This is a genomic window from Achromobacter seleniivolatilans (assembly GCF_030864005.1).
Taxonomy (GTDB): domain Bacteria; phylum Pseudomonadota; class Gammaproteobacteria; order Burkholderiales; family Burkholderiaceae_B; genus Achromobacter; species Achromobacter seleniivolatilans.
In genome coordinates, this window is record NZ_CP132976.1 from 2,660,869 (window position 1) to 2,679,406 (window position 18,538).

17 protein-coding genes and 1 pseudogene are annotated in these 18,538 nt (G+C 60.8%); 4 read left to right on the plus strand and 14 right to left on the minus strand.

Going from position 1 to position 18,538, the window contains the following annotated elements; all coding sequences use genetic code 11:
* Nucleotides 1-44: 44 nt before the first annotated feature.
* Nucleotides 45-1,532 (minus strand): protein adenylyltransferase SelO, encoded by a 1,488-nt coding sequence (locus tag RAS12_RS11720; RefSeq protein WP_306948570.1) that lies wholly within the window; start codon nucleotides 1,530-1,532, stop codon nucleotides 45-47.
* Entirely contained in the window at nucleotides 1,529-1,900 is a 372-nt protein-coding gene (locus RAS12_RS11725; protein ID WP_306948572.1) for a DUF2069 domain-containing protein, read from the minus strand. Before RAS12_RS11725 ends, RAS12_RS11720 begins: the two co-directional genes overlap by 4 nt.
* A gap of 17 nt (nucleotides 1,901-1,917) precedes the next feature.
* Here RAS12_RS11725 and RAS12_RS11730 point away from each other — a divergent pair, with 17 nt between their 5' ends.
* The gene (locus RAS12_RS11730) at nucleotides 1,918-3,231 is read left to right on the plus strand and encodes a YihY family inner membrane protein (RefSeq protein WP_306948574.1); all 1,314 of its coding nucleotides are present in this window, start codon (nucleotides 1,918-1,920) and stop codon (nucleotides 3,229-3,231) included.
* Between the two features lie 36 nt (nucleotides 3,232-3,267).
* Complete coding sequence (locus RAS12_RS11735) at nucleotides 3,268-3,726, plus strand: CBS domain-containing protein (RefSeq protein ID WP_306948577.1); 459 nt, start codon at nucleotides 3,268-3,270, stop codon at nucleotides 3,724-3,726.
* Between the two features lie 28 nt (nucleotides 3,727-3,754).
* On the opposite strand, the gene dusA is transcribed toward RAS12_RS11735, so the two are convergent.
* Nucleotides 3,755-4,771: a tRNA dihydrouridine(20/20a) synthase DusA gene (gene dusA, locus RAS12_RS11740; protein WP_306948579.1), complete on the minus strand. Its 1,017-nt coding sequence runs from the start codon at nucleotides 4,769-4,771 to the stop codon at nucleotides 3,755-3,757.
* A 185-nt stretch (nucleotides 4,772-4,956) separates the two neighbouring features.
* Between dusA and RAS12_RS11745 the strand changes: the two genes are divergently transcribed.
* Both RAS12_RS11745 and RAS12_RS11750 read left to right on the plus strand, forming a co-directional pair.
* Entirely contained in the window at nucleotides 4,957-5,925 is a 969-nt protein-coding gene (locus tag RAS12_RS11745) for a homoserine kinase (protein ID WP_306948580.1), read from the plus strand.
* A 64-nt stretch (nucleotides 5,926-5,989) separates the two neighbouring features.
* Nucleotides 5,990-6,793 (plus strand): BPSS1780 family membrane protein, encoded by an 804-nt coding sequence (locus RAS12_RS11750; protein WP_306948582.1) that lies wholly within the window; start codon nucleotides 5,990-5,992, stop codon nucleotides 6,791-6,793.
* A gap of 6 nt (nucleotides 6,794-6,799) precedes the next feature.
* Here the strand turns inward: RAS12_RS11750 and RAS12_RS31060 are convergent.
* The 11 genes and pseudogenes from RAS12_RS31060 to mdtD form a co-directional block, all read right to left on the minus strand.
* Nucleotides 6,800-7,033 (minus strand): annotated as a pseudogene (locus RAS12_RS31060) (DUF192 domain-containing protein); the annotation flags it as partial.
* Nucleotides 7,030-7,797 carry a type II secretion system F family protein gene (locus RAS12_RS11755; protein WP_306948583.1) on the minus strand — a complete coding sequence of 256 codons (768 nt, stop codon included), beginning with the start codon at nucleotides 7,795-7,797 and terminating at the stop codon, nucleotides 7,030-7,032. The gene RAS12_RS11755 and the pseudogene RAS12_RS31060, both read right to left, overlap by 4 nt.
* A gap of 129 nt (nucleotides 7,798-7,926) precedes the next feature.
* A complete protein-coding gene (locus tag RAS12_RS11760; RefSeq protein WP_306948585.1) occupies nucleotides 7,927-8,772 on the minus strand; it encodes a type II secretion system F family protein in 846 nt (281 codons plus the stop codon).
* Nucleotides 8,769-10,520, minus strand: a complete 1,752-nt coding sequence (locus RAS12_RS11765; RefSeq protein ID WP_306948587.1) for a TadA family conjugal transfer-associated ATPase — start codon at nucleotides 10,518-10,520, stop codon at nucleotides 8,769-8,771. The genes RAS12_RS11760 and RAS12_RS11765 overlap by 4 nt, the downstream gene beginning before the upstream one ends.
* A gap of 25 nt (nucleotides 10,521-10,545) precedes the next feature.
* On the minus strand, nucleotides 10,546-11,910 hold the full coding sequence (locus tag RAS12_RS11770; RefSeq protein ID WP_306948590.1) for a type II and III secretion system protein family protein: 1,365 nt from the start codon (nucleotides 11,908-11,910) through the stop codon (nucleotides 10,546-10,548).
* Nucleotides 11,907-12,764, minus strand: a complete 858-nt coding sequence (gene cpaB, locus RAS12_RS11775; RefSeq protein WP_306948591.1) for a Flp pilus assembly protein CpaB — start codon at nucleotides 12,762-12,764, stop codon at nucleotides 11,907-11,909. Before cpaB ends, RAS12_RS11770 begins: the two co-directional genes overlap by 4 nt.
* Nucleotides 12,761-13,384 (minus strand): hypothetical protein, encoded by a 624-nt coding sequence (locus RAS12_RS11780; RefSeq protein WP_306948593.1) that lies wholly within the window; start codon nucleotides 13,382-13,384, stop codon nucleotides 12,761-12,763. The genes cpaB and RAS12_RS11780 overlap by 4 nt, the downstream gene beginning before the upstream one ends.
* Before the next feature lie 122 nt (nucleotides 13,385-13,506).
* Nucleotides 13,507-14,217 carry a TadE/TadG family type IV pilus assembly protein gene (locus RAS12_RS11785; RefSeq protein WP_306948595.1) on the minus strand — a complete coding sequence of 237 codons (711 nt, stop codon included), beginning with the start codon at nucleotides 14,215-14,217 and terminating at the stop codon, nucleotides 13,507-13,509.
* Nucleotides 14,214-15,620 carry a hypothetical protein gene (locus RAS12_RS11790; RefSeq protein WP_306948597.1) on the minus strand — a complete coding sequence of 469 codons (1,407 nt, stop codon included), beginning with the start codon at nucleotides 15,618-15,620 and terminating at the stop codon, nucleotides 14,214-14,216. Before RAS12_RS11790 ends, RAS12_RS11785 begins: the two co-directional genes overlap by 4 nt.
* Entirely contained in the window at nucleotides 15,620-15,886 is a 267-nt protein-coding gene (locus RAS12_RS11795; RefSeq protein WP_306948598.1) for a hypothetical protein, read from the minus strand. The genes RAS12_RS11790 and RAS12_RS11795 overlap by 1 nt, the downstream gene beginning before the upstream one ends.
* Nucleotides 15,887-16,258: 372 nt before the next feature.
* Entirely contained in the window at nucleotides 16,259-17,653 is a 1,395-nt protein-coding gene (mdtD, locus tag RAS12_RS11800; RefSeq protein WP_306948601.1) for a multidrug transporter subunit MdtD, read from the minus strand.
* Nucleotides 17,654-18,538: the final 885 nt, after the last annotated feature.

Consider the following 18,538-nt stretch of genomic DNA (forward strand, 5'->3'; position numbering starts at 1 on the left):
CCCAAATTTGGTGATGTCTGATTTGCGAATATCCACAATTCGCGTCAAGACGAACAACTAACTTCCAAACTACCCGCCCAATCGGGGGGAAGTCCGGCATAGCGTTCAAAGCCTGCCTGAGCCACGAATGGGCTGCGCAATAGCTGCATTAGCGTATTGATTTCACTGGCATCTCCCGTCTTTGCGGCCCTGATTGCCTCTTCAGCCAAGTGATTTCGCAAGACATACAGCGGATTGACGCCATTCATTGACTGCGCCACCTCTTGGGCAGGCCGGGCGTCTTCGGCGTGGCGCGCCAACAGCCGGTCCAGCCATGCCGCTGCGGCGGAGCGATCAATGTAAAGATCTTCGAACGCGCGGCGATCTCCCAGCACGGCGTCGGCCAGCCGGCGCCAAGTCAACGTGAAATCCGCCTTGTTGGCGTCCATCAGTTTAAGCAGATCGTCCAGCAATGCCTCGTCGGCGGGCCGCCAGGCAGCCAGACCGAGCTTGGCGCCCATTTTCTCGTGGAAAGCTTTCGAGAATATCGGTTCAAATTCGTCCAGCACGGCGCGCAACGCATCCACATCCTGCACCAGCGTATGCAAACTACCGCCAAGCCGATACAGATTCCACAGCGCAACCGACGGCTGACGGTTCCAGGAATAGCGCCCTTCCGTATCCGAATGGTTGCAGACGTGCCCCAACCGGAAGCCATCCATAAACCCGTATGGGCCGTAATCGAGTGTCAGGCCCAAAATCGACATATTGTCGGTATTCATCACGCCGTGACAGAATCCCACCGCCTGCCAATCCGCCATTAACGTCGCGGTTCGGCGCGTGACCGCCCGCAACAGATTGAGGTATGCCCCGGCGTCATCCAAAGGCTCTCCGGCAGGCGATACCCGGCATTCGGGATAAAAATGGTCGATAACGTAATCGGCCAAGGTCTTCAACAAATCGGGCTGACGCCGGGACGACCAGTGCTCGAATGAACCGAACCGCACGAAACTAGGCGCCATACGCGTCACAATGGCGGCCGTTTCCACGGTTTCGCGCATTACCGGATCATCCGACACCACTAGCGCCAGCGCCCGCGTGGTCGGTATCCCCAGGCCATACATGGCTTCACTAGCCAGATACTCGCGCACCGACGAACGCAAGACAGCGCGGCCGTCGCCCATACGCGAATACGGCGTCATGCCAGCACCCTTTAACTGCAATTCCCAGCCTCCTTGCGGCCCCTCCACCTCGCCCAGCAGGTGAGCCCGGCCGTCACCCAACTGGCCAGCCCAAACGCCGAACTGGTGGCCGCTGTAGACAGCCGCCAGCGTGTCGCCACCGGGCAAGGGCTGAGAACCAGAAAACACGCTTAGGAACTCAGCCGAAGTCAGGGCCGATGGGTCCAGCCCGATCAAACCCGCCGCCTCGGCGTTCGCGTGCAGCAATCGCGGATTGTTTAACCCTTGGGGCGCCAGCCTTGTATAGAACGCGGCGGGCAGGGCCGCGAAGGAATTGACGGCATGCAGTTCAGACAGGGAATAGGCGGTCATGCGCGTTGGCTCCTGGCAGCCCGCTTGGCAGGCCGCACATAGAAAATGGCGCTAAGGAAAAAAGTGGCTGACAGGATGATTTCGCCCCATGCCATCAGCACCGACAGCGGCGCGGGATCGGACATGGCGCGCACCGCGCCTTCCATCAGATACAGCAGCGACAGCATCGACGCCCACTGGTAGGTATATAGATTGCCGCGCACGATGCCACGCAGCGGAAATGCCAGCGGCAAAGCCTTCAGCAGCATCCAGGACCCGCCCGGCCGCACGGGCGCCACCACGGTTTCCCAGGCGACACAAAGCACGATCAGGGCAAACAGGGAAACCGAGGCAAGCAGCCGCAAACGGGGGTTGAGTTCAGGGTTCATACTGCTATTATCGCCTGATGAATCGCCCCGCCGAGCCCGACGCCGCCACGCCGGCGGCCCCCCAGCCCTCGTCTTCGCGCTCTTCATGGGTTGCGAGGACTGGACGCGTCTTTCTCTTCACTGCGCAACGCGCCAACGAAGAAAAGCTGCTGCAGGTCGCCTCCAGCCTGACCTTCACAACCGTGCTGGCCATTGTTCCCATGCTGGCAGTGGTGCTGTCGCTGTTCACCGCCTTCCCGGTGTTCCAGGAATTCCGTGTCGCACTCGAAGACTTCCTGACCAACAGCCTGATGCCGCCGTCCGTGTCGGACAACATCATGGAATATCTGAACCAGTTCGCCCGTCAGGCCTCTCGCCTGACCGCCATTGGCGGGGGATTCCTGCTGGTCACTTCCCTGTTGCTGATCATGACGATCGACCAGGCATTCAACGATATCTGGCATGTCTCGCGCCAGCGCCCCCTGCCCCAGCGGGCTCTGGTGTATTGGGCGGTCATCACACTGGGTCCCGTCCTGGCCGGCGCCAGCCTTTGGGCTACCTCTTTCGTAGCGCGCGAATCGCTCGGGCTCGTCAGCGACGTGCCTGACGCCATCAGTGTCGCCATTTCCTTCATCCCGCTGATTTTGACTGCATTGGGCTTTGCGGCGCTGTTTGTCGTTGTCCCGAACCGGGAAGTGCTGTGGCGGGATGCGCTAGTGGGCGGCTGCGTGACCGCCATCGTGCTGGAAGTCATGAAGTCGGCATTCGCCTATTACCTGACGCGGTTTCCCACCTACACAGTCATTTACGGCGCCTTTGCGACGCTGCCCATTTTTCTGCTCTGGATCTACCTGTCTTGGCTGGCCGTGCTCCTGGGCGCCACTCTGGCTGCCAGCGCGCCGCTGATCCGGTTGGGGCGCTGGGAAATCAACCGCTACGCGGGCGCGGCGTTTGTCGACGCGCTAGATGCGCTGCGCGCATTGCGCCAAGTGCAGGCCGCAAATCCGCCCGGGCTGCCCGCCAACGTGTTGGCGGCGCAACTGCATCTGCATCAAGACGAACTGAATGAGGTGCTGGAAATATTGAGCAGTATGGGTCTGGCAACACGCAGTCCCGACGACCATTGGGTCTTGACCTGCGACGCCCGCGAAACATCACTTGCGCCCCTGGTGGATCATTTTCTGCTGGACCGCAACCAGCCCAGAGTGCGAGATGACCCGGAAATATTACGAGTCGCCTCTGCGGTGATTTCCCAGAAAAAGACGCCCACGCTGGAAGAAGTCTGCGGAGAAGCGCAGAATACCGAAAATGGCATCGCTCCAATATTGCAATTGGAAGCGAAAAAGAACTAGCAAAGCATTAGGGCGTAGTCCGCCCAGGAGAAACCGATGTTGAAGGTCAGCGAGATTTTGCGCGTCAAGGGCGACACGCTATATACGGCGTCGCCGGACATGCCTGTGTCCCAGGCGGTGCAAACCATGAGCGAGCAAGACATAGGCTCGCTGGTAATTATGGAATTCGGCACCCTGACTGGCATGCTCACGTTCCGCGAAATCATCCGCCACATGCACGCACACGGTGGCGCCGGTGAGACCACGATCCGCTCGATCATGGATGACGCCCCCGTCAGCGTCACGCCCAACACCAGCGCCGACGAAGTGCAGCGCCTGATGCTGGAAAAGCACGCGCGTTACATTCCGGTCATGGATGGCCCAACCCTGATGGGCGTTATTTCTTTCTATGACATGGCCCAGGCCATCGTGGCAGCGCAGCAGTTCGAAAACAACATGCTGAAGGCTTATATCCGCGACTGGCCCACGGAAAGCGCCGAACCGGTCAAGTCTTAAGCGCCCCACTGCGGTCCGCGCCGCAGTGTCACGCCTCTACCGGCGCCGCTGAAAACGCGGCGCCGCGCACATCAGGCGCATGCTGTTGACTGCGCCAGGCCTCGTAGATCAATTCGGGATTGTTGGCGGACAGCAAAGACGGGTCCGACAGCATTCGGCGCCAGCGGCGCGCGCCCGATTGCCCGTTTACCAGACCCAGCAAAGGGCGCGTCATCACGCGCAGCGGTACACCCTTGGCCACCTGCCGAGCGGTGTATTCAGTCATTGCATCCACCACTTGCGCATCGCTGGGCAAACGCACAGACGGCCACAGCCGCATCGAGACTTCGGATAAGACACGCGGCGTATGCCAAGCCGCGCGGCCCAACATGACTCCGTCGAACTCCTCTGCGGCACGCACGGATTGTTCCGCATCAGCCAACCCGCCATTCAGCACAAAGGTGCAGTCCGGAAAGTCCCGCTTGAGCTGCTTGACCACGTCATAGCGCAGTGGAGGAATTTCGCGGTTGTCTTTGGGTGTCAGGCCCTTTAACACCGCGTTTCGCGCATGAGCGATGAAAATCCGACACCCCGTGTCATAGATCGTGCCGACAAAATCCCGCACGAATGCGTAGGAGTCTTCGTAGTTCAGCCCCAACCGGTGTTTGACGGTGACGGGAATGTCCACGACGTCCTGCATGGCTTTGATACAGTCTGCCACCAGTGCTGGCTCTGCCATCAGGCAAGCCCCAAAAGCGCCCTTCTGAACGCGTTCTGAGGGACAGCCGCAATTCAGATTGATCTCGTCGTAGCCCCATTCTTGACCCAGCTTGGCGCATTGAGCCAGCGCGTCGGGTTCGCTGCCGCCCAATTGCAGGGCGACCGGATGCTCGGCCTCGTCAAAGTCCAGGTGGCGTTCCGCACTGCCGTGCAACAGCGCGCCGGTGGTGATCATCTCGGTATACAGGCGAGCGCGGGGGGCCAGCAGCCGGTGGAAAAAGCGGCAATGGCGGTCAGTTACGTCAATCATCGGGGCGACACACAGCCGCCAATCGGGGGAGTCCACGAATCACTCTACAAAACAAGGGGATGCAGTATTTTACGGGCTTAGCGTCATTATGTCCGGCCCGGGGATTCGCCCCCTGGGCCGGCTCCCGCCAGACCCCGGCCGCTATGTGGTCTAAAATTGCGCCGCCGCCGCCGTTCAAGGTCAGCCTGAGCGTCCGTTAACCCCCTCCATCTCGTATATCAATGGCCGTATTCACTCCCGTATCCGACGACGACGCGCGCGCCCTGCTGGCGCAATTCGACCTGGGCGAGTTTGTCTCGCTTCGAGGAATTACGGCGGGGATCGAGAACACGAACTACTTCTTGTATACGACCCGCGGCGAGTATGTCCTGACGCTGTTCGAGGTGTTGACGCACGCCCAGTTGCCGTTCTACATCGAACTGATGTACCACCTGGCGCAGCGCGGCATCCCCGTGCCCCATCCGCAGAACTTGCGCGACGGTACCCGCTTGACGACCTTGCACGGCAAGCCCTGCGCCATTGTGTCGCGCCTGCCAGGCGGTTACGAGCCCGCCCCCGGTGCGGCCCATTGCGCTTTGGCCGGCGCCACGCTGGCCCGCGCCCATTTGGCCGCCCAGGACTTCCCGATCCACCAGCCCAACCTGCGTGGTCTGTCGTGGTGGCAAGAAACGGCTCCCAAGGTCATGTCCTTTCTGGACCCCAGCCAAGCCCAACTGCTGAGTTCGGAATTAGACGCCCAGCAGGCCGCCGCCGCCACGCCCGCCTGGCAGGCGCTGCAAACCGGCCCGGCTCATTGCGATCTTTTCCGCGATAACGTGCTGTTTGCCGGCACATTCGAAGATCCGCTAATGGGCGGTATCATCGATTTCTACTTTGCCGGCTGCGATACTTGGTTGTTCGATGTGGCAGTCAGCGTCAATGACTGGTGCATTGACCGCGATACTGGGGTTTTCATCCCCGAGCTGGTGCAGTCCTGGCTCAGCGCCTACGCCAGCGTGCGCCCATTTACCGAGGCTGAACGTGAAGTCTGGCCCCTGATGCTGCGGGCCGCCGCCTTGCGCTTCTGGGTATCGCGCCTGTACGACTTTTTCTTACCGCGTCCGGCGCAAACCCTTAAACCGCATGACCCTCGTCATTTTGAAAGAGTGTTGCTAGCGCGCCACCGCCCCGGCTTGCCCATATTGCCGTAATCGTTACGCCCCCCATAATGGGCGTATCGCGTCCCTTCTTAAGAGACCTCCCCCTTAGAGAGCCATGCAAGCAGCATTCTTACCCGCGACATCCGGCTGGCAATGGGTTCGAGACGGATTCCGTCTGTTCCGTAAACAGCCGCTGGCCATGTTTACCTGGGCCATGTTCATCAGCCTATTGGTCGTCTTCGCCAGTGTGACGCCCCCCGTGGGTCCAATTCTGGTCGTTGCCCTTATGCCCATCATCACCTTGATGACGCTTTCCGCGTGCAAGCATGTGGAAGCCGACCGAGTAATGCTGCCTTCGATGTGGGGCAAGCCGCTTAAACAGCCCGGCGTTTTCAAGAAGCTCTTCCTGATGGGCCTGTTGTACGCGGGCCTATGCATGATTGCGGGCCTGGCGGTCTTCATGCCGTTCATGGATGCCATGGTCGAAGGCATGCGTATCGCGGCCGTCGAAAGCTCGATGGATCCCCTGCTGTCGGCGATGCGCATCCCGCTGATTACCTTTGCCATCATTTATGTCATCATCGCCGCGCTGTTCTGGCACGCCCCGGTGCTGGTTGCCTGGCACGGACTGCGTCTGATTCAGGCGCTGTTCTTCTCGGGTATCGCCTGCTGGCGCAATAAGTGGCCCTTCTTGATCTATGGCGCCACATGGCTTCTGGTGTTCCTGTTTATCGACCTGTGCGCGGGCTTGCTGGTGGCGATGGGCGTATCGCCACAATTTGCCGGCACGCTGCAAATTCCGTTCAATATCGCGGCGGGCGGCATACTGTATTGCAGCTTCTATCCTGCCTATACCTCCGTGTTCGGCATCAATAGCGCCAGCTCGCAGCTCGACAACGGCAATAGCGCCCAGGCATAACGCAATGCGTCGGGGCGCAAGCGCCCTGCGCACCGCGATCACGCGCAGATCTTGCGACACAAACGCCACATCGACGGCGTAGCGCATTCCAAAAGTGTGGACGGCTGCGCACGGCATCAACAGGATGCCGGATCGCGCACCGGGCGGCCGGCGTCCCAGCAGGCCACGCATCCGGCCCCGCCAATCGCTCACTTGCAAGAATCGAAAGCGGTTCGCCAGCAACGGCGTCCGGCCAGTCATTGCACACTGCGCAGCAACTGAACCACGATCGGAAACGCCAGCACGATGAACGTGCACGGGAAAATACACCCGATAAGCGGCAATAGCATTTTTACTGGCGCTTGCATGGCCAACTGCTCGGCGCGCACATGGCGGTCACTGCGGCACTGCGCAGCCTGGGCGCGCAACACCGGCCCCAGGCTGATGCCCAGCGCATCCGCCTGCGCCAACGCTGCCGCCCAATTCCGCGCAAGCGCGCTATTGCTGCGCTCGGCCAAAGCCTTGATCGCAGCCGTTCTAGCCACCCCTGCCCGCATCTCGGCCAGGGCGTCCGCCAATGCGTCCCGCAGCGCCCCGCGAGGTCCGCTTTGCGCGGCCAGTTGTAAGGCGCCCTGCACGCTCAAGCCTGCCTCGACGCACAGCGTCATCATGTCGAACACAAACGGCAGATCTCGTTCAATACTGGCGCGACGCTTCGCGCCCAACCCTCGTAGCCAAAGCATGGGCGACACGCCGCCCGCCAGCGCCGCAGCTGCCATCCATGGCAACCAGGACAACGGTGGCGCATCCGTAGTAAGCAGCGCAATACCCGCCACCAAGCTGCCTGCCGCGGCGGCCGCGCTTGCACAGAGCGCCGCCAGGTGTGCATAACCCACGCCCGCCGGCAAGGCAGCTTGTTCGATCGCCCGCGTCAGCCGAATGCGCCAACGCCAGGAACACAACGGCCCGGCCAATGGCGCCACGGCTGACACCCACGGCCATGCAGCACGCCACCACCAAGGCATGGAAGCGGACGCGCTAGAGTCTTGCCATGCCAGGGGCCTCAGCAAAGGCCGCAAGATCAGCCACGCCCCCCAGGTGACGCCAAGCGCTGTTGACACCATCCCCACATAAAGCCACATCGCGATCTCCCATCAAATATCGATCCGGATAATGCGGCGGATCAGTAGCACCCCTGCTATTTCAAGCACTGCCACGATAGCCAGCACGCCCCACCCCATCGGCGTACGCCACAGCAGCCCCATGATTTCCGGCTCTAGCTGGTCCAACACAGCCAGCAACAACAACGGCAGCGCCCCCACAATCCAAGCCTGCAATCGCCCCTGAGACGTCAGTGCCTGCAGCTTTGCCTGCAACTGCAAGCGGGCGCGCAATGTCTGCGCAATACTCTCTAATGCCTCGGCAAGATTGCCGCCGGTCTGAGCGGCGATGCGCATCGCAGCAACCACAAGCGACGTGGAGTCCGCCGGCATGCGCGTGTGCAGGTTGTCCAGGGAGGTGTCCCACGGAACGCCCAATCGCTGCTCTCGCAGCATCAGACCGAACTCTTGCGCCAATGGCGCGCCGCTCTGCTCGACGACATGACGCAGGCCCGTCGCCAACGCGACGCCGGCGCGCAAGGCCGCAGCCAGCATCAACAGCGCCATCGGCAACTGCTGTTCAAAGCGGCGCGCACGCCTGGCCCGCAACCCGTCAACCATCATGCGGGGAACTCGGGACGCAGCCGCCGCGATCACCGCAGCCACCACACCACTACCCGTCGCCGAAAATGCCAGCGCCGCCGCCCCTGCCGCGCACGCCACGGCGGCTACCCATAGCTGCGCCGGGTCAATGAACAGAAACAGTTCGCTCAAGCGCACACCGGCTTCCTGGGTGTAGATCTCGCGGTAGCGGCGAAGCGCAGGCGCAAACCAATTCTGAATCCGCCACGCCAACACTCCCGCGCAGCACATGGTGCTGGCGACGGCGAGCCAGATCATTTCACCCCCTGCGCGAAAGCGGACGGACCCTGAACATCTGTAAACCAGGCGGTATCCATGTCCACATCCTGCTCGGCCCATTCCCGGGCAAATCCCGGTAAGGCGCCGCATCCTGTAAAGCCTGCCTTGCGGTCGTACAGAAACAGGTCTTGCAGTTGAATGCGGCCGCTCTCCATCCCCGCCACCTCGACAATCGACGTCACAAGACGCCGGCCATCCGCCAGCCTTGCCTGCTGTACCACCACATTTACACTGGCCGCGATGTGCTCACGCACGGCCGACAGCGGTAGATCCAGACCTGCCATCAGGATCATCGATTCGAGCCGCCCCAAGGCGTCTCGCGGCGAGTTTGCGTGCAGAGTCGTCAGCGACCCTTCATGCCCTGTGTTCATGGCTGTCAGCATGTCAAACGCCTCGGCCCCGCGGCACTCCCCCACAACGATGCGGTCGGGCCGCATGCGCAATGCATTGCGCACCAGTTCACGGATATCAACGCGCCCCCGGCCCTCTTGGTTGGCTGGCCGCGCCTCCAACGCCACCAGATGATCATGGATAAGGCGTAGTTCAGCCGCGTCTTCAATGGTGACCACGCGTTCGCCATCCGGGATTTCGTTGGACAGAATGTTCAGCAATGTCGTCTTGCCCGAACCCGTTCCTCCGGAAACAACAAGGTTCTTGCGCATCCTTACGCACAACGCCAAAAACTGCGCCATTGCGTTGCTCAAGGAGCCTGCCTGGATCAGATCTGGCATTCGAGGCCGCTGTTGGGGAAACTTGCGGATGGTCAGGCTGGCTCCTTTCATTGCCACAGGCGGAAGAATGGCGTGCACTCGCGACCCATCCGGCAAGCGCGCGTCCACCATTGGGGAGCTTTCGTCGATACGCCTGCCCAGCGGCGTCACGATGCGCTCGATAACCCATCGCACGGACTGCTCGCTCGTGAAGGCGGCGTGATGACGGGTAAGACGGCCTGCGCGTTCAACGTAGATTTCGTCATAGCGATTGACCATGATTTCAGTGATGTCCGCCGCAGCCAACAGCGGTTCTAATGGCCCCAGGCCGACGGCCTCGTCCAGCACCTCCCGACACAAAGCGGCCTTGTCCACATCGGCGGACAATTCCATGTCGGTTGCGACAATGTGCGTCAGCAAACGCTCGGCTTCGGCGCGCAACGTGCCATCGCTCATACCCGCGACATCGCGCCTACGCAGGTCCAGTCCGTCCAGCAACGCGGTATGCAAGCGCCTGCGCTCTTGCAAGCGATGCTGAGTCGGCCGAGGCTGTGGTTGCCCGTGCTGTAGTGGCGAGCCCTGCGGCAAGGGCTGAGGCACCGGGTGCTGCAACACTCCATGAGAGGCCTGCCCAGGACGCATTGAGAGCGCGTCCATGGAGTCCGCAGCAACGATGGAGGACTCGACCGCAACAGCTTCCGCAGGATCGTGGGTATTGCCTTCAGACAATGACGCGCCATCGCGTGCGGACCATTGCACCCGCAAACGGCAAGGGCCGATCAAAATTTCGTCATCTGGCAATACTGGAGCATGACGCACTACCCTTGCGCCATTGACGAGGGTGCCTGCCAAGGTGCCCAGATCTTCCAGCACGATACTGGCGTCCTCCCACAGCAAGCGGGCGTGTTGCCTGCCGACTCGCCAGTTCGGTATACGCAGTCCGCAATGCGCGCTGCGCCCGATCAGCACTGGCGCGGCCACCGTCAAGCGACGCACCGCCGCGTCCTCGAAAGTCATTTCGATATCCAAATCAAACATGGCTTCACTGCCCACGAGTCCCCCCCGATGTGCTTTCTTCAACGCTCCATTGCGAACCCGCTCCCGAATAGGGGTTCCAACCCAGGGCGGCATTGGGCGCCGCCGTTCCCATGCGAGGCGCCTCAGGAAAGGCGGATTCCAATACCTGGCGGCCGCGCAACACCCTGTCCATCATCGCGGGCTCGCTTTGCGACACAACTTTGGGTGTCACAAAAATTGCCAGCTCGGTTTCGCGCTGCTGATAGCGGCGCGATGAAAACAAGGCGCCCAGAATGGGAATGTTCTGCAGCCAGGGCAAGCCGCTGACTTCGTGCCCCTGCTCCCGGGACAGAAAGCCGCCAATGACCAGCGTATTACCCGAACGCACATTAAATTCAGTGGATGCGCGCCGCGTCCGCAGCGCCGGGCCACCCGCCACGCTTAGCGACGTATCTATCGAACTGGCCTCGACCTCGATCAACGAGCGAATGACGCCATTGCGGTCGATCCGGGGTGTGATGCTTAGGGATACGCCGTAAGGCTTGAACATGGTCGTGGGATTGCCGCGAGAATCAGTCGTGGCGTAGGGCACTTCTCCCCCGGCAAGAAAGGTTGCACTGGCTCCGCTGCGCGCCAGCAATTGCGGCTGTGCCAACATGACGGCCTCGCCACTTTGCGCCAGGGCGGCGATACGAGCAGACAGCAGCGCATTCACGCCGAAATAACCCGCTGCCGCAGACACCGACCCCGTTGTCTCGATCACGGACTCGCCGGGCCGGCTTATGCGCCCGCGAGAGCCCCCATCCCACGCCAGACCCGCATTCACACCGCCTTGCGTCACGCCATCCCAGCGCAGGCCGAACTCACGCATTCTTGATATTGGGATCTCGACTACCTGCACATCTAACAGCACCATCCTGTCCCATCCCACCTGTCCGGTGAAATCCAATAGAGCGGGATAGCGCTCGGCCAAGGCGGCAATGCGCGCACGATCATCGTCGGATAGATCATCGCCCTCGATCACAATGCGCCCCCCTACATTCGAGCTGCGCGCGCCAGGAATGCGGGCCAGCAATGCTTCGACCTCGGCGCGCAACCGAGGCGCACCCGCTGGAACCACCCTCAGTTCATAAGCTTTAGGCCGCGCCGCTGCCGTCCAGACATGAACCGACGAGACGCCTTCGGCGCGCGCAAAAATCACGACTTCGCGGCCTTCGGCTTCGATGGCGCTGAGCACTTGGCCGTTGCCGATCGCTACCCGTTTCACGCCGGGGTGCGCCAACACACGCGTTTCACCTACTTGCAGCTCTAGTGCTTCCGGCACGGCCCAGGCTGAAAAACACAGCGAAGACAGCACGAATACGGCGAGAATTGCAGCCGCGCGTGTCATGGCTGCCCCATGTCAGAGCGAACAGGGCCGCCCAAGGAAACTTCCGGCATTGCCTTGGTCGAATGAACATCCAGCTGGTCTCCGTAAAGAATGGAGACACCCGGTGTAGATTGCGTCGCCGTGTCCAGCCCGATCAGCGAAGCAAGATCCGTCTGCGCCGATGCGGCAACGGCAACGGCGTCGTCCCGGTGACGCAACATGGCCGTCAACGTGCCAGCCTGCCGCGCAGCGACGAATCGCATTGCCTCGTCAGGCTCTGCGGCCAGCGTGATATTGCCGGCGCCACCCGCGTCGCCATCCGTGTCGCTACCCACAGTGAGCACCTTCATTCCTTGCAGCAGCGGTACGGTCAACTCCCGTTGACGATGCAAGAACGTCACATAGATATCGATCGCGTCGCCCGCGCGCAGCATGCTCGCCAAGCCGCCCAGGTCCGCCGCTGCGACGGTTAACGCTCGTTGACCGGAACGAAGCCGGGACGCCAAGGCTGGAGCCGGCGGGTTGTGTGTCAGATAGGCGTTGAGCAGCGGCTCACCCATCGCTAAATCTGATATCAGCGTCGCGCCAAGCATGCTGTCTAGAATGAGTGGATCAAGACTGTCACGGGACGCCCACTGCGCAGGAATTTCGCGCACGGCCAAATGCACCGGTTCCAGTTGCGTGCCGGCGGGCAGATCGTAGGCAGCGACCAAACGCTCCACAACCGGCGTGCGCGCCTCGGCCTCAAGCGCGTCGACGCGTTGTTGCACGTGCTCGTGCACCGCCCATGCAGACAGCAATCCCGCAATCAAGGCCAATGCATATACACCTGTGCGTCGCAGACGCTGCACAGCGTGAAGCAATAGAAATTTCATAGAATCCAGCCTCTGACGGTGAGTGCACTGCCCTCATCCAACGGTGTCACCGACACCTGCACGCGCTGACTTCCTTGCCCCCATACTTGAGCGGCGTCCGTTGCGGATTGGCGCTGCCATCCGTCGCGCAGCAAACGCGCTTCCAGCAACGGCGCCATCTGCGCAGCAGGCAAAGGATGCTGCCAGATGCGTTCCGACACCGTAGCCCCAGCGTCCATCACCACCGTGTCCAGTCGTAGCCGTCCACCCTCTGGCAACCACACGGGTGCCGGTGAGCTGCGAGGTGATCCAGCTACCAGTGACGAAATGCGCCCCACAGTCCGTGCCGTACCCACACTTTCCATTTGGGCCACCCACTGCTCATCACCAACGCTGCCAGACAACAGGATCTGCCCCGGCAACACGTTCAAGTCAGCCAACGCAGGCTGCTGTTCAGAAAGCGAGCGGGCCAGATCCCGGACGCCCATCGGCACATCGAACACCAGCACCTGAGCCGGCATACCGTACAACCACATGCGTTCGGCCAGAAACACATGCGTCGATCCCGCAGGAAACCGCAAGCCGCTCAACGACGCCGCACCCGGCATACGTGTGCCTGAATACGCTGCGGAATATGCCATCGGCACGCTCGCCGGAAACAGAACCAGAAGGGTTCCCAGCAAGAGACAGCGCAATGCGCCGGCAACATGCGAGCCCGCGCGCTGGCTCACAACCCGCGCAGAAGAAAAGAATGATGCTGCGCTCATCTCACGATGCCTCCACGTTTGCCCAGCCGGTCCGCGGGAACCACGTCGTCCCATGCAGCCACCCAATCCAGCGACAGTTCGGGCCGCCCCCAAGGGCCATCCATCCGTCTCGCTGCCGCCCCCACTCGGCGCGCCTCTGCCGCCGACGTGCGCTGCGCCTGTCGCCACGCGGTGGGTGCATTGGCGATGCGGCGCTGCATATCAGCATCCCCCTGCGCATGTCCTGCACCGATGGCCACTCGCGTATAGCGGCGGATCAACGGCGCAGGCAAGATGCCGCGGCCCAGTCCAATGGTCTGCGTTTGTGGCTCTACCCGAAGTTGTGACAGTGATTGCACACGCATCTGCCCCGATGTCTGCACAGACATCTGCGCTTGCACCGACAGCATTTGCAATCCCGTTCCAAACCACTCATCTTGCAACGTCGCAACGGATCGTGGCGCCACACCCGCAAGGGCGGTGGAGCTACCCCGCAAGTCCACTGGACCTGCCGCGCGCACTTGATTCACAGGCTGCCCAAGTGCGCTCGACATTGCTGCCTTTCGGCTAAGTTGCGCCACCCGTTGCGCGGACCATTGCAAATCGCCCAACCACGCAACGGCCCATATCAGCATGGCCATAAGCGGCAGCATCAGCAGTGCTTCCACCAGCGCCTGGCCTTGTTGCCGGGCGAAATCCGGCCCTGGCAACACACGCAGCCGAGTCATGGCTCCCCCTTTGCCAACAAGGCTTCGTGAGTGGTAACGGCGGTCAGACGTGCCTGCCAATAGGGACGAAAAAGCGTGGCTAGTTCATTCAAGCCGTCGGCTCGGCGTTCGGGCCGCTGAAAATAGGTCTCCGCAGCGCTGGTCACTGTGACAGCTCCCGCCCGCCCCACGCCCGCATAGCTAAAAATACCGGCGGGCGCTGATAGCGCACTGTCTGCATCCGTGGTTTTCAAGGCGTTGCCTGCCAATCGCACGGCGACGGCAAAACGCAGCGGTTCAGCCACTCGCGACAACGCTACCTCGCGATACGCAGGCAAACCTTTGCCGGGCCATCGCTGCGCTGAAGCCATGGCGTAGGAATTGGCCATGGGATTGTTGATCCCGTCGACGATATTCCACGAGGTGGACTGCTCCACCCATCGCCAGAAGTCTTCTTCAGAAAAATCGAGAGGCGGCTCATCGACATACTCGACGCCAGGCGGCGCCTTGACCTTTTCGCCTTGCGCGGTGCCCCACCCCATGGCGTACTCCCGGTAGTAGCAGCCGATCCATCGATTGGATCGCAGGGCATGAAATGACTGCGTGTCCAGCGCACCCCAGCGGCCGTCAGGCCCGAGCCAAGTTGAGCCGCGCCGCCGCAGCTCATGCCGGTTTAGCGGACAGCGGCTGCTGACTGGCCATGGATTACGCCGTATTTCATTGCGTTTTTTTAGAAATCCGTAACGCTCTACAGCCTGCTCCACGGCGGGCCGCAGACCAGCCTTGCGTGCAGAGGCGTTCCGCTCTACGTACCCCGGCCATGTGTCTGCCAACAAGCTCAACGTAATGCTGCGCGAGGCCAAACCCTGCGCGCCATTGCCGTCCGAATAGTTGGCCTCAAGCACTTTCTGCATCATGCGATCGCGCGATGCCGCCAGGCCGGTCATGGAAGATGCGGCAGCGGCGTCAAGCACTTGATGCACCACCCGGTCATGCTGCTCGAACGCCCGGGCCAGACGCGCTTCGGCATCCGGCACCGCTTGCCCGGCGCGATATGCCAGCCCCATGTCGGGACCGAAAAGCATGCCAATCAAACTGACTGGTGGATTGCGACGATTGCGCTGCCGCTGCAGGTTGCGGCCATACTGAGCGGACGCCCCAAGTGTCACCAAGTGCGCCATCGCCACCTGATGGGCGATTTGTGTTCGATTGATATAGGCAATGGAATTCAGCACGCGGGCTTGCTCCAATGCCCCGCTATACGCCGCGGCATCCGCGGCATGCGTTAAGCGCAATCGCCCTTCCGCCGTTTGCCCCAAGTTGTACAGAACCACCAGAGACGCCGCCGCGACACCAAGCAACAGCATGCCCAACACAAGCGCCTGACCCTGCTGCAGCCCCGGAAGCGTCGGAAAATTCGCCATTACTTGGCATCCCCGGCGTTACCCGTGAAAGACTTAAGCGTGCGCGCCTTGGTTTGCGCTGCAGCCTTTTGCGCAGCTTGCTGGGCAGCTCTGGTTTGTGTGCCGCCATCTTCACCAGCCAATTCGCGCGCCATCGCCGCGGTTTGAGCGCGCACAACTTGCCCGAAATATTGGTAAACGGCGATCGCCGCAACGGCCACCAACGCCACCACGACAATGTACTCAGTCATCCCTTGACCCAATTGACGCTTACGAATACCCCACATGTCTGCTCTCCAGTGCTTTGAATGTGGGATCGAGTGTCGGCCGGGAAGACCACCGCCACAATTCGCAGAAGCCGAGGCGGGCAAAAACGTCGCATGCGTGTAGACGGCGCAAAAACCGCAACATAAATTCAAACAGAAAGGCCGCGCTCTACCGGTGCGCGGCCTTGTAACTCATTAATATTTCAGGGTTTTCCCTATTGCCGCGTGCTTTCGGCAGCAGTAGATTTGAGTTGCCGGGCGGTCTGACACCCATCGCGTGCGACGCCGGGCAGGAGCGCCTCAGACTCATCTAGAGCTGGGGCGCTCTTCCATTTCCGGCAGTTCAATTGCGGCCGTGGCGCCTACCTATCGACCAGCCCCGCCCCCAGGCGACTACCCCGCAGCGCGGCGCTTTACCGCAGGACGTCCTAACTGCGTCATATCCAGGCGCCGGAACACCGACGCCGAGATCAACGTGATCACGCCCACGCAAACAAAACTTAGCGTGAAGGCCCGGCCAAGCGTTGCATTACTCTCGCCCGAGAACATGCCGACCAAACCCCCTCCTATCGTCACGCCCAGCCCGATTGCCAGCATCTGAATCATTGAAAACAAGCTATTCCCGCTCGCTGCATCCCGCTTACTCAAGCCCTTCAATGTCACGCTATTCATAGCGGCGAATTGCATGGAGTTGGTTGCGCCGAACAGGGCCAGCTGAATCACTTGCAAGCCCAATGGCCACCCAGGTGAAATGGCAGCGAACGAGACTATCGACGCTCCCACCAGCAAGGTGTTTACTAACAGGAAATGGTCGTACCCAAAGCGTCGGACCAGCGGTGCAATCCAAGGTTTGGAGATGGTGCCGGCAATCGCGGCTGGCAACATCATCAAACCCGATTGCAAGGGGCTGTAGCCCAACTGCAATTGCAACAACAAGGGCAGTAAAAAAGGCACGGCACTGCTGCCAATGCGGCAGACCAGATTACCGATCAGGCCCACACTGAAATTAGGTTCGCCGAACAGGCGAAGCTCAAACAAGGGATTCTGACGCTTGCGCGCATGAAGCACGTAGAGCAATACCGTTAGCGCACTTACCGCGAACAGGCTTGCAGACAACGCAATGCGGTTGTGGCCGGCAGGCAGGTCCAACCCCAACGAAAAAGACACCATGCACAGGGACAGCAACGCGCAGCCCAGCACATCAAACGGCGCCACATCTGTCAATGCGTCTTCTGGCAAAAAGCGCCGGACTGCAAACAAGCCTGCGATGCCAATAGGCACGTTGATCATAAAGATCCAGTGCCAGCTGGCCACCTGCACGAGCAACCCGCCTAGCGTGGGTCCAAAAATGGGACCCACTTGCCCCGCTATGGACACAAACGCCAACGCTGATATGTATTGATCACCTGGCACCGTGCGCAAGACAGCAAGCCGGCCAATAGGCAACAGCATCGACCCGCCCACCCCCTGCACGACTCGCGCAATGGTCAGCTGAGTCAAGGTCTGCGCAGAGGCGCAGAAAACCGAGCCGACGGCAAATATCAAAATTGCCGCCAGATAAACTCGCCGGGTGCCGTAACGGTCAGCAAGCCACCCCGACGCGGGCGTCAGCATCGCCATGGTCAAGGTGTATGCCACCACCACAGGCTTAAGCGCCAGCGCATCCTCGCCCAAGCTACGGGCTATCGCCGGCAGCGCCGTGTTGACGATTGTCGTGTCCAGCGTCTGCATGAAAAAGCAGGCTGCGACAACCCAAAGTAAAGCCTGTTGTGATGAGGGTTTGGCCATGGCGTAAATCGTACTGCGCCAATGCCAACGGACCGCTGACAGTACAGCTCTCACCCCAATGACCGCAGCGCTTACGGCAAGGTGCGCGCGCGCCGGTATGCTCGTGGCTCCAAGTGCCCGGCGCTTGGCGCCAGTTGTACGTGGAGGATGCCTAGGCGCGGCTCCACCCAGACGCAGGATTGGTTTTATCGTGCAGATAATCCCAATCCGTACCGCACACGCCGCAAGTAAACGCTTCGTGACGCACGCCGCGCTTGGCGAGAGCATGGGCGCGCACTTCTCCCAGCTTGATCAAACCATCGTGGCCCGACTCCCCCCGCCGATCCAGAACGATCGCTTCGCAATCCTCGCAAACCGCCATGCCACCCCCCGAATGAAAGGAGATTGAAAGAACTTCAGGCGGAATATTACAAGGAGAAACAACCTTAAATGTTCAGCAATTCTCACGATGAAATAATTTCATTTAAACGGGGGTGGAATGTTCTTCGCTCGATACGACTTAAATCTATAGCCTCCCGCCCGCCCGATGAATCAAACGCGCTTGCGGAAATAGACACTGCTTAACGCGGTTTACAGAGGTGATGGCGCGGATACGGCTGACTGGTTGAAATCCCTCCGAACACCGGATAACACCCTGAACACAACGCAACGCCAGCATCTCGACGCTTTTCTTAAAGACCACCCCACGCCTACGCGGCAAATCATCTGTCAGACATCGGAAACGGCCTCACGTCGGTGGCATTTGAATTAATAAAAAATGCTGGCCTCTCTAAGAATGCGCTCTAGGCATATCAACACGGTTTAACCAGCCGATCATCTAATTCTCCTGAACCATCGCGGCGGACTCACGGATCGCTTGTCTGCAGAATTGAGCACCTCGAAATC

Bases quoted from the DNA above. Each gene is read 5' to 3' on its own strand.
- RAS12_RS11785 (WP_306948595.1), bottom strand. From the start codon at position 14,217: ATGACTCGGCTGCGTGTGTTGCCAGGGCCGGATTTCGCCCGGCAACAA.
- RAS12_RS11765 (WP_306948587.1), bottom strand. From the start codon at position 10,520: ATGACTTTCGAGGACGCGGCGGTGCGTCGCTTGACGGTGGCCGCGCCA.
- RAS12_RS11735 (WP_306948577.1), top strand. From the start codon at position 3,268: ATGTTGAAGGTCAGCGAGATTTTGCGCGTCAAGGGCGACACGCTATAT.
- RAS12_RS11755 (WP_306948583.1), bottom strand. From the start codon at position 7,797: ATGCCTTGGTGGTGGCGTGCTGCATGGCCGTGGGTGTCAGCCGTGGCG.
- mdtD (WP_306948601.1), bottom strand. From the start codon at position 17,653: ATGGCCAAACCCTCATCACAACAGGCTTTACTTTGGGTTGTCGCAGCC.
- RAS12_RS11745 (WP_306948580.1), top strand. From the start codon at position 4,957: ATGGCCGTATTCACTCCCGTATCCGACGACGACGCGCGCGCCCTGCTG.
- RAS12_RS11760 (WP_306948585.1), bottom strand. From the start codon at position 8,772: ATGATCTGGCTCGCCGTCGCCAGCACCATGTGCTGCGCGGGAGTGTTG.
- RAS12_RS11730 (WP_306948574.1), top strand. From the start codon at position 1,918: ATGAATCGCCCCGCCGAGCCCGACGCCGCCACGCCGGCGGCCCCCCAG.
- RAS12_RS11725 (WP_306948572.1), bottom strand. From the start codon at position 1,900: ATGAACCCTGAACTCAACCCCCGTTTGCGGCTGCTTGCCTCGGTTTCC.
- RAS12_RS11720 (WP_306948570.1), bottom strand. From the start codon at position 1,532: ATGACCGCCTATTCCCTGTCTGAACTGCATGCCGTCAATTCCTTCGCG.
- cpaB (WP_306948591.1), bottom strand. From the start codon at position 12,764: ATGAAATTTCTATTGCTTCACGCTGTGCAGCGTCTGCGACGCACAGGT.
- RAS12_RS11790 (WP_306948597.1), bottom strand. From the start codon at position 15,620: ATGGCGAATTTTCCGACGCTTCCGGGGCTGCAGCAGGGTCAGGCGCTT.
- RAS12_RS11780 (WP_306948593.1), bottom strand. From the start codon at position 13,384: ATGGCATATTCCGCAGCGTATTCAGGCACACGTATGCCGGGTGCGGCG.
- RAS12_RS11795 (WP_306948598.1), bottom strand. From the start codon at position 15,886: ATGTGGGGTATTCGTAAGCGTCAATTGGGTCAAGGGATGACTGAGTAC.
- RAS12_RS11750 (WP_306948582.1), top strand. From the start codon at position 5,990: ATGCAAGCAGCATTCTTACCCGCGACATCCGGCTGGCAATGGGTTCGA.
- RAS12_RS11770 (WP_306948590.1), bottom strand. From the start codon at position 11,910: ATGACACGCGCGGCTGCAATTCTCGCCGTATTCGTGCTGTCTTCGCTG.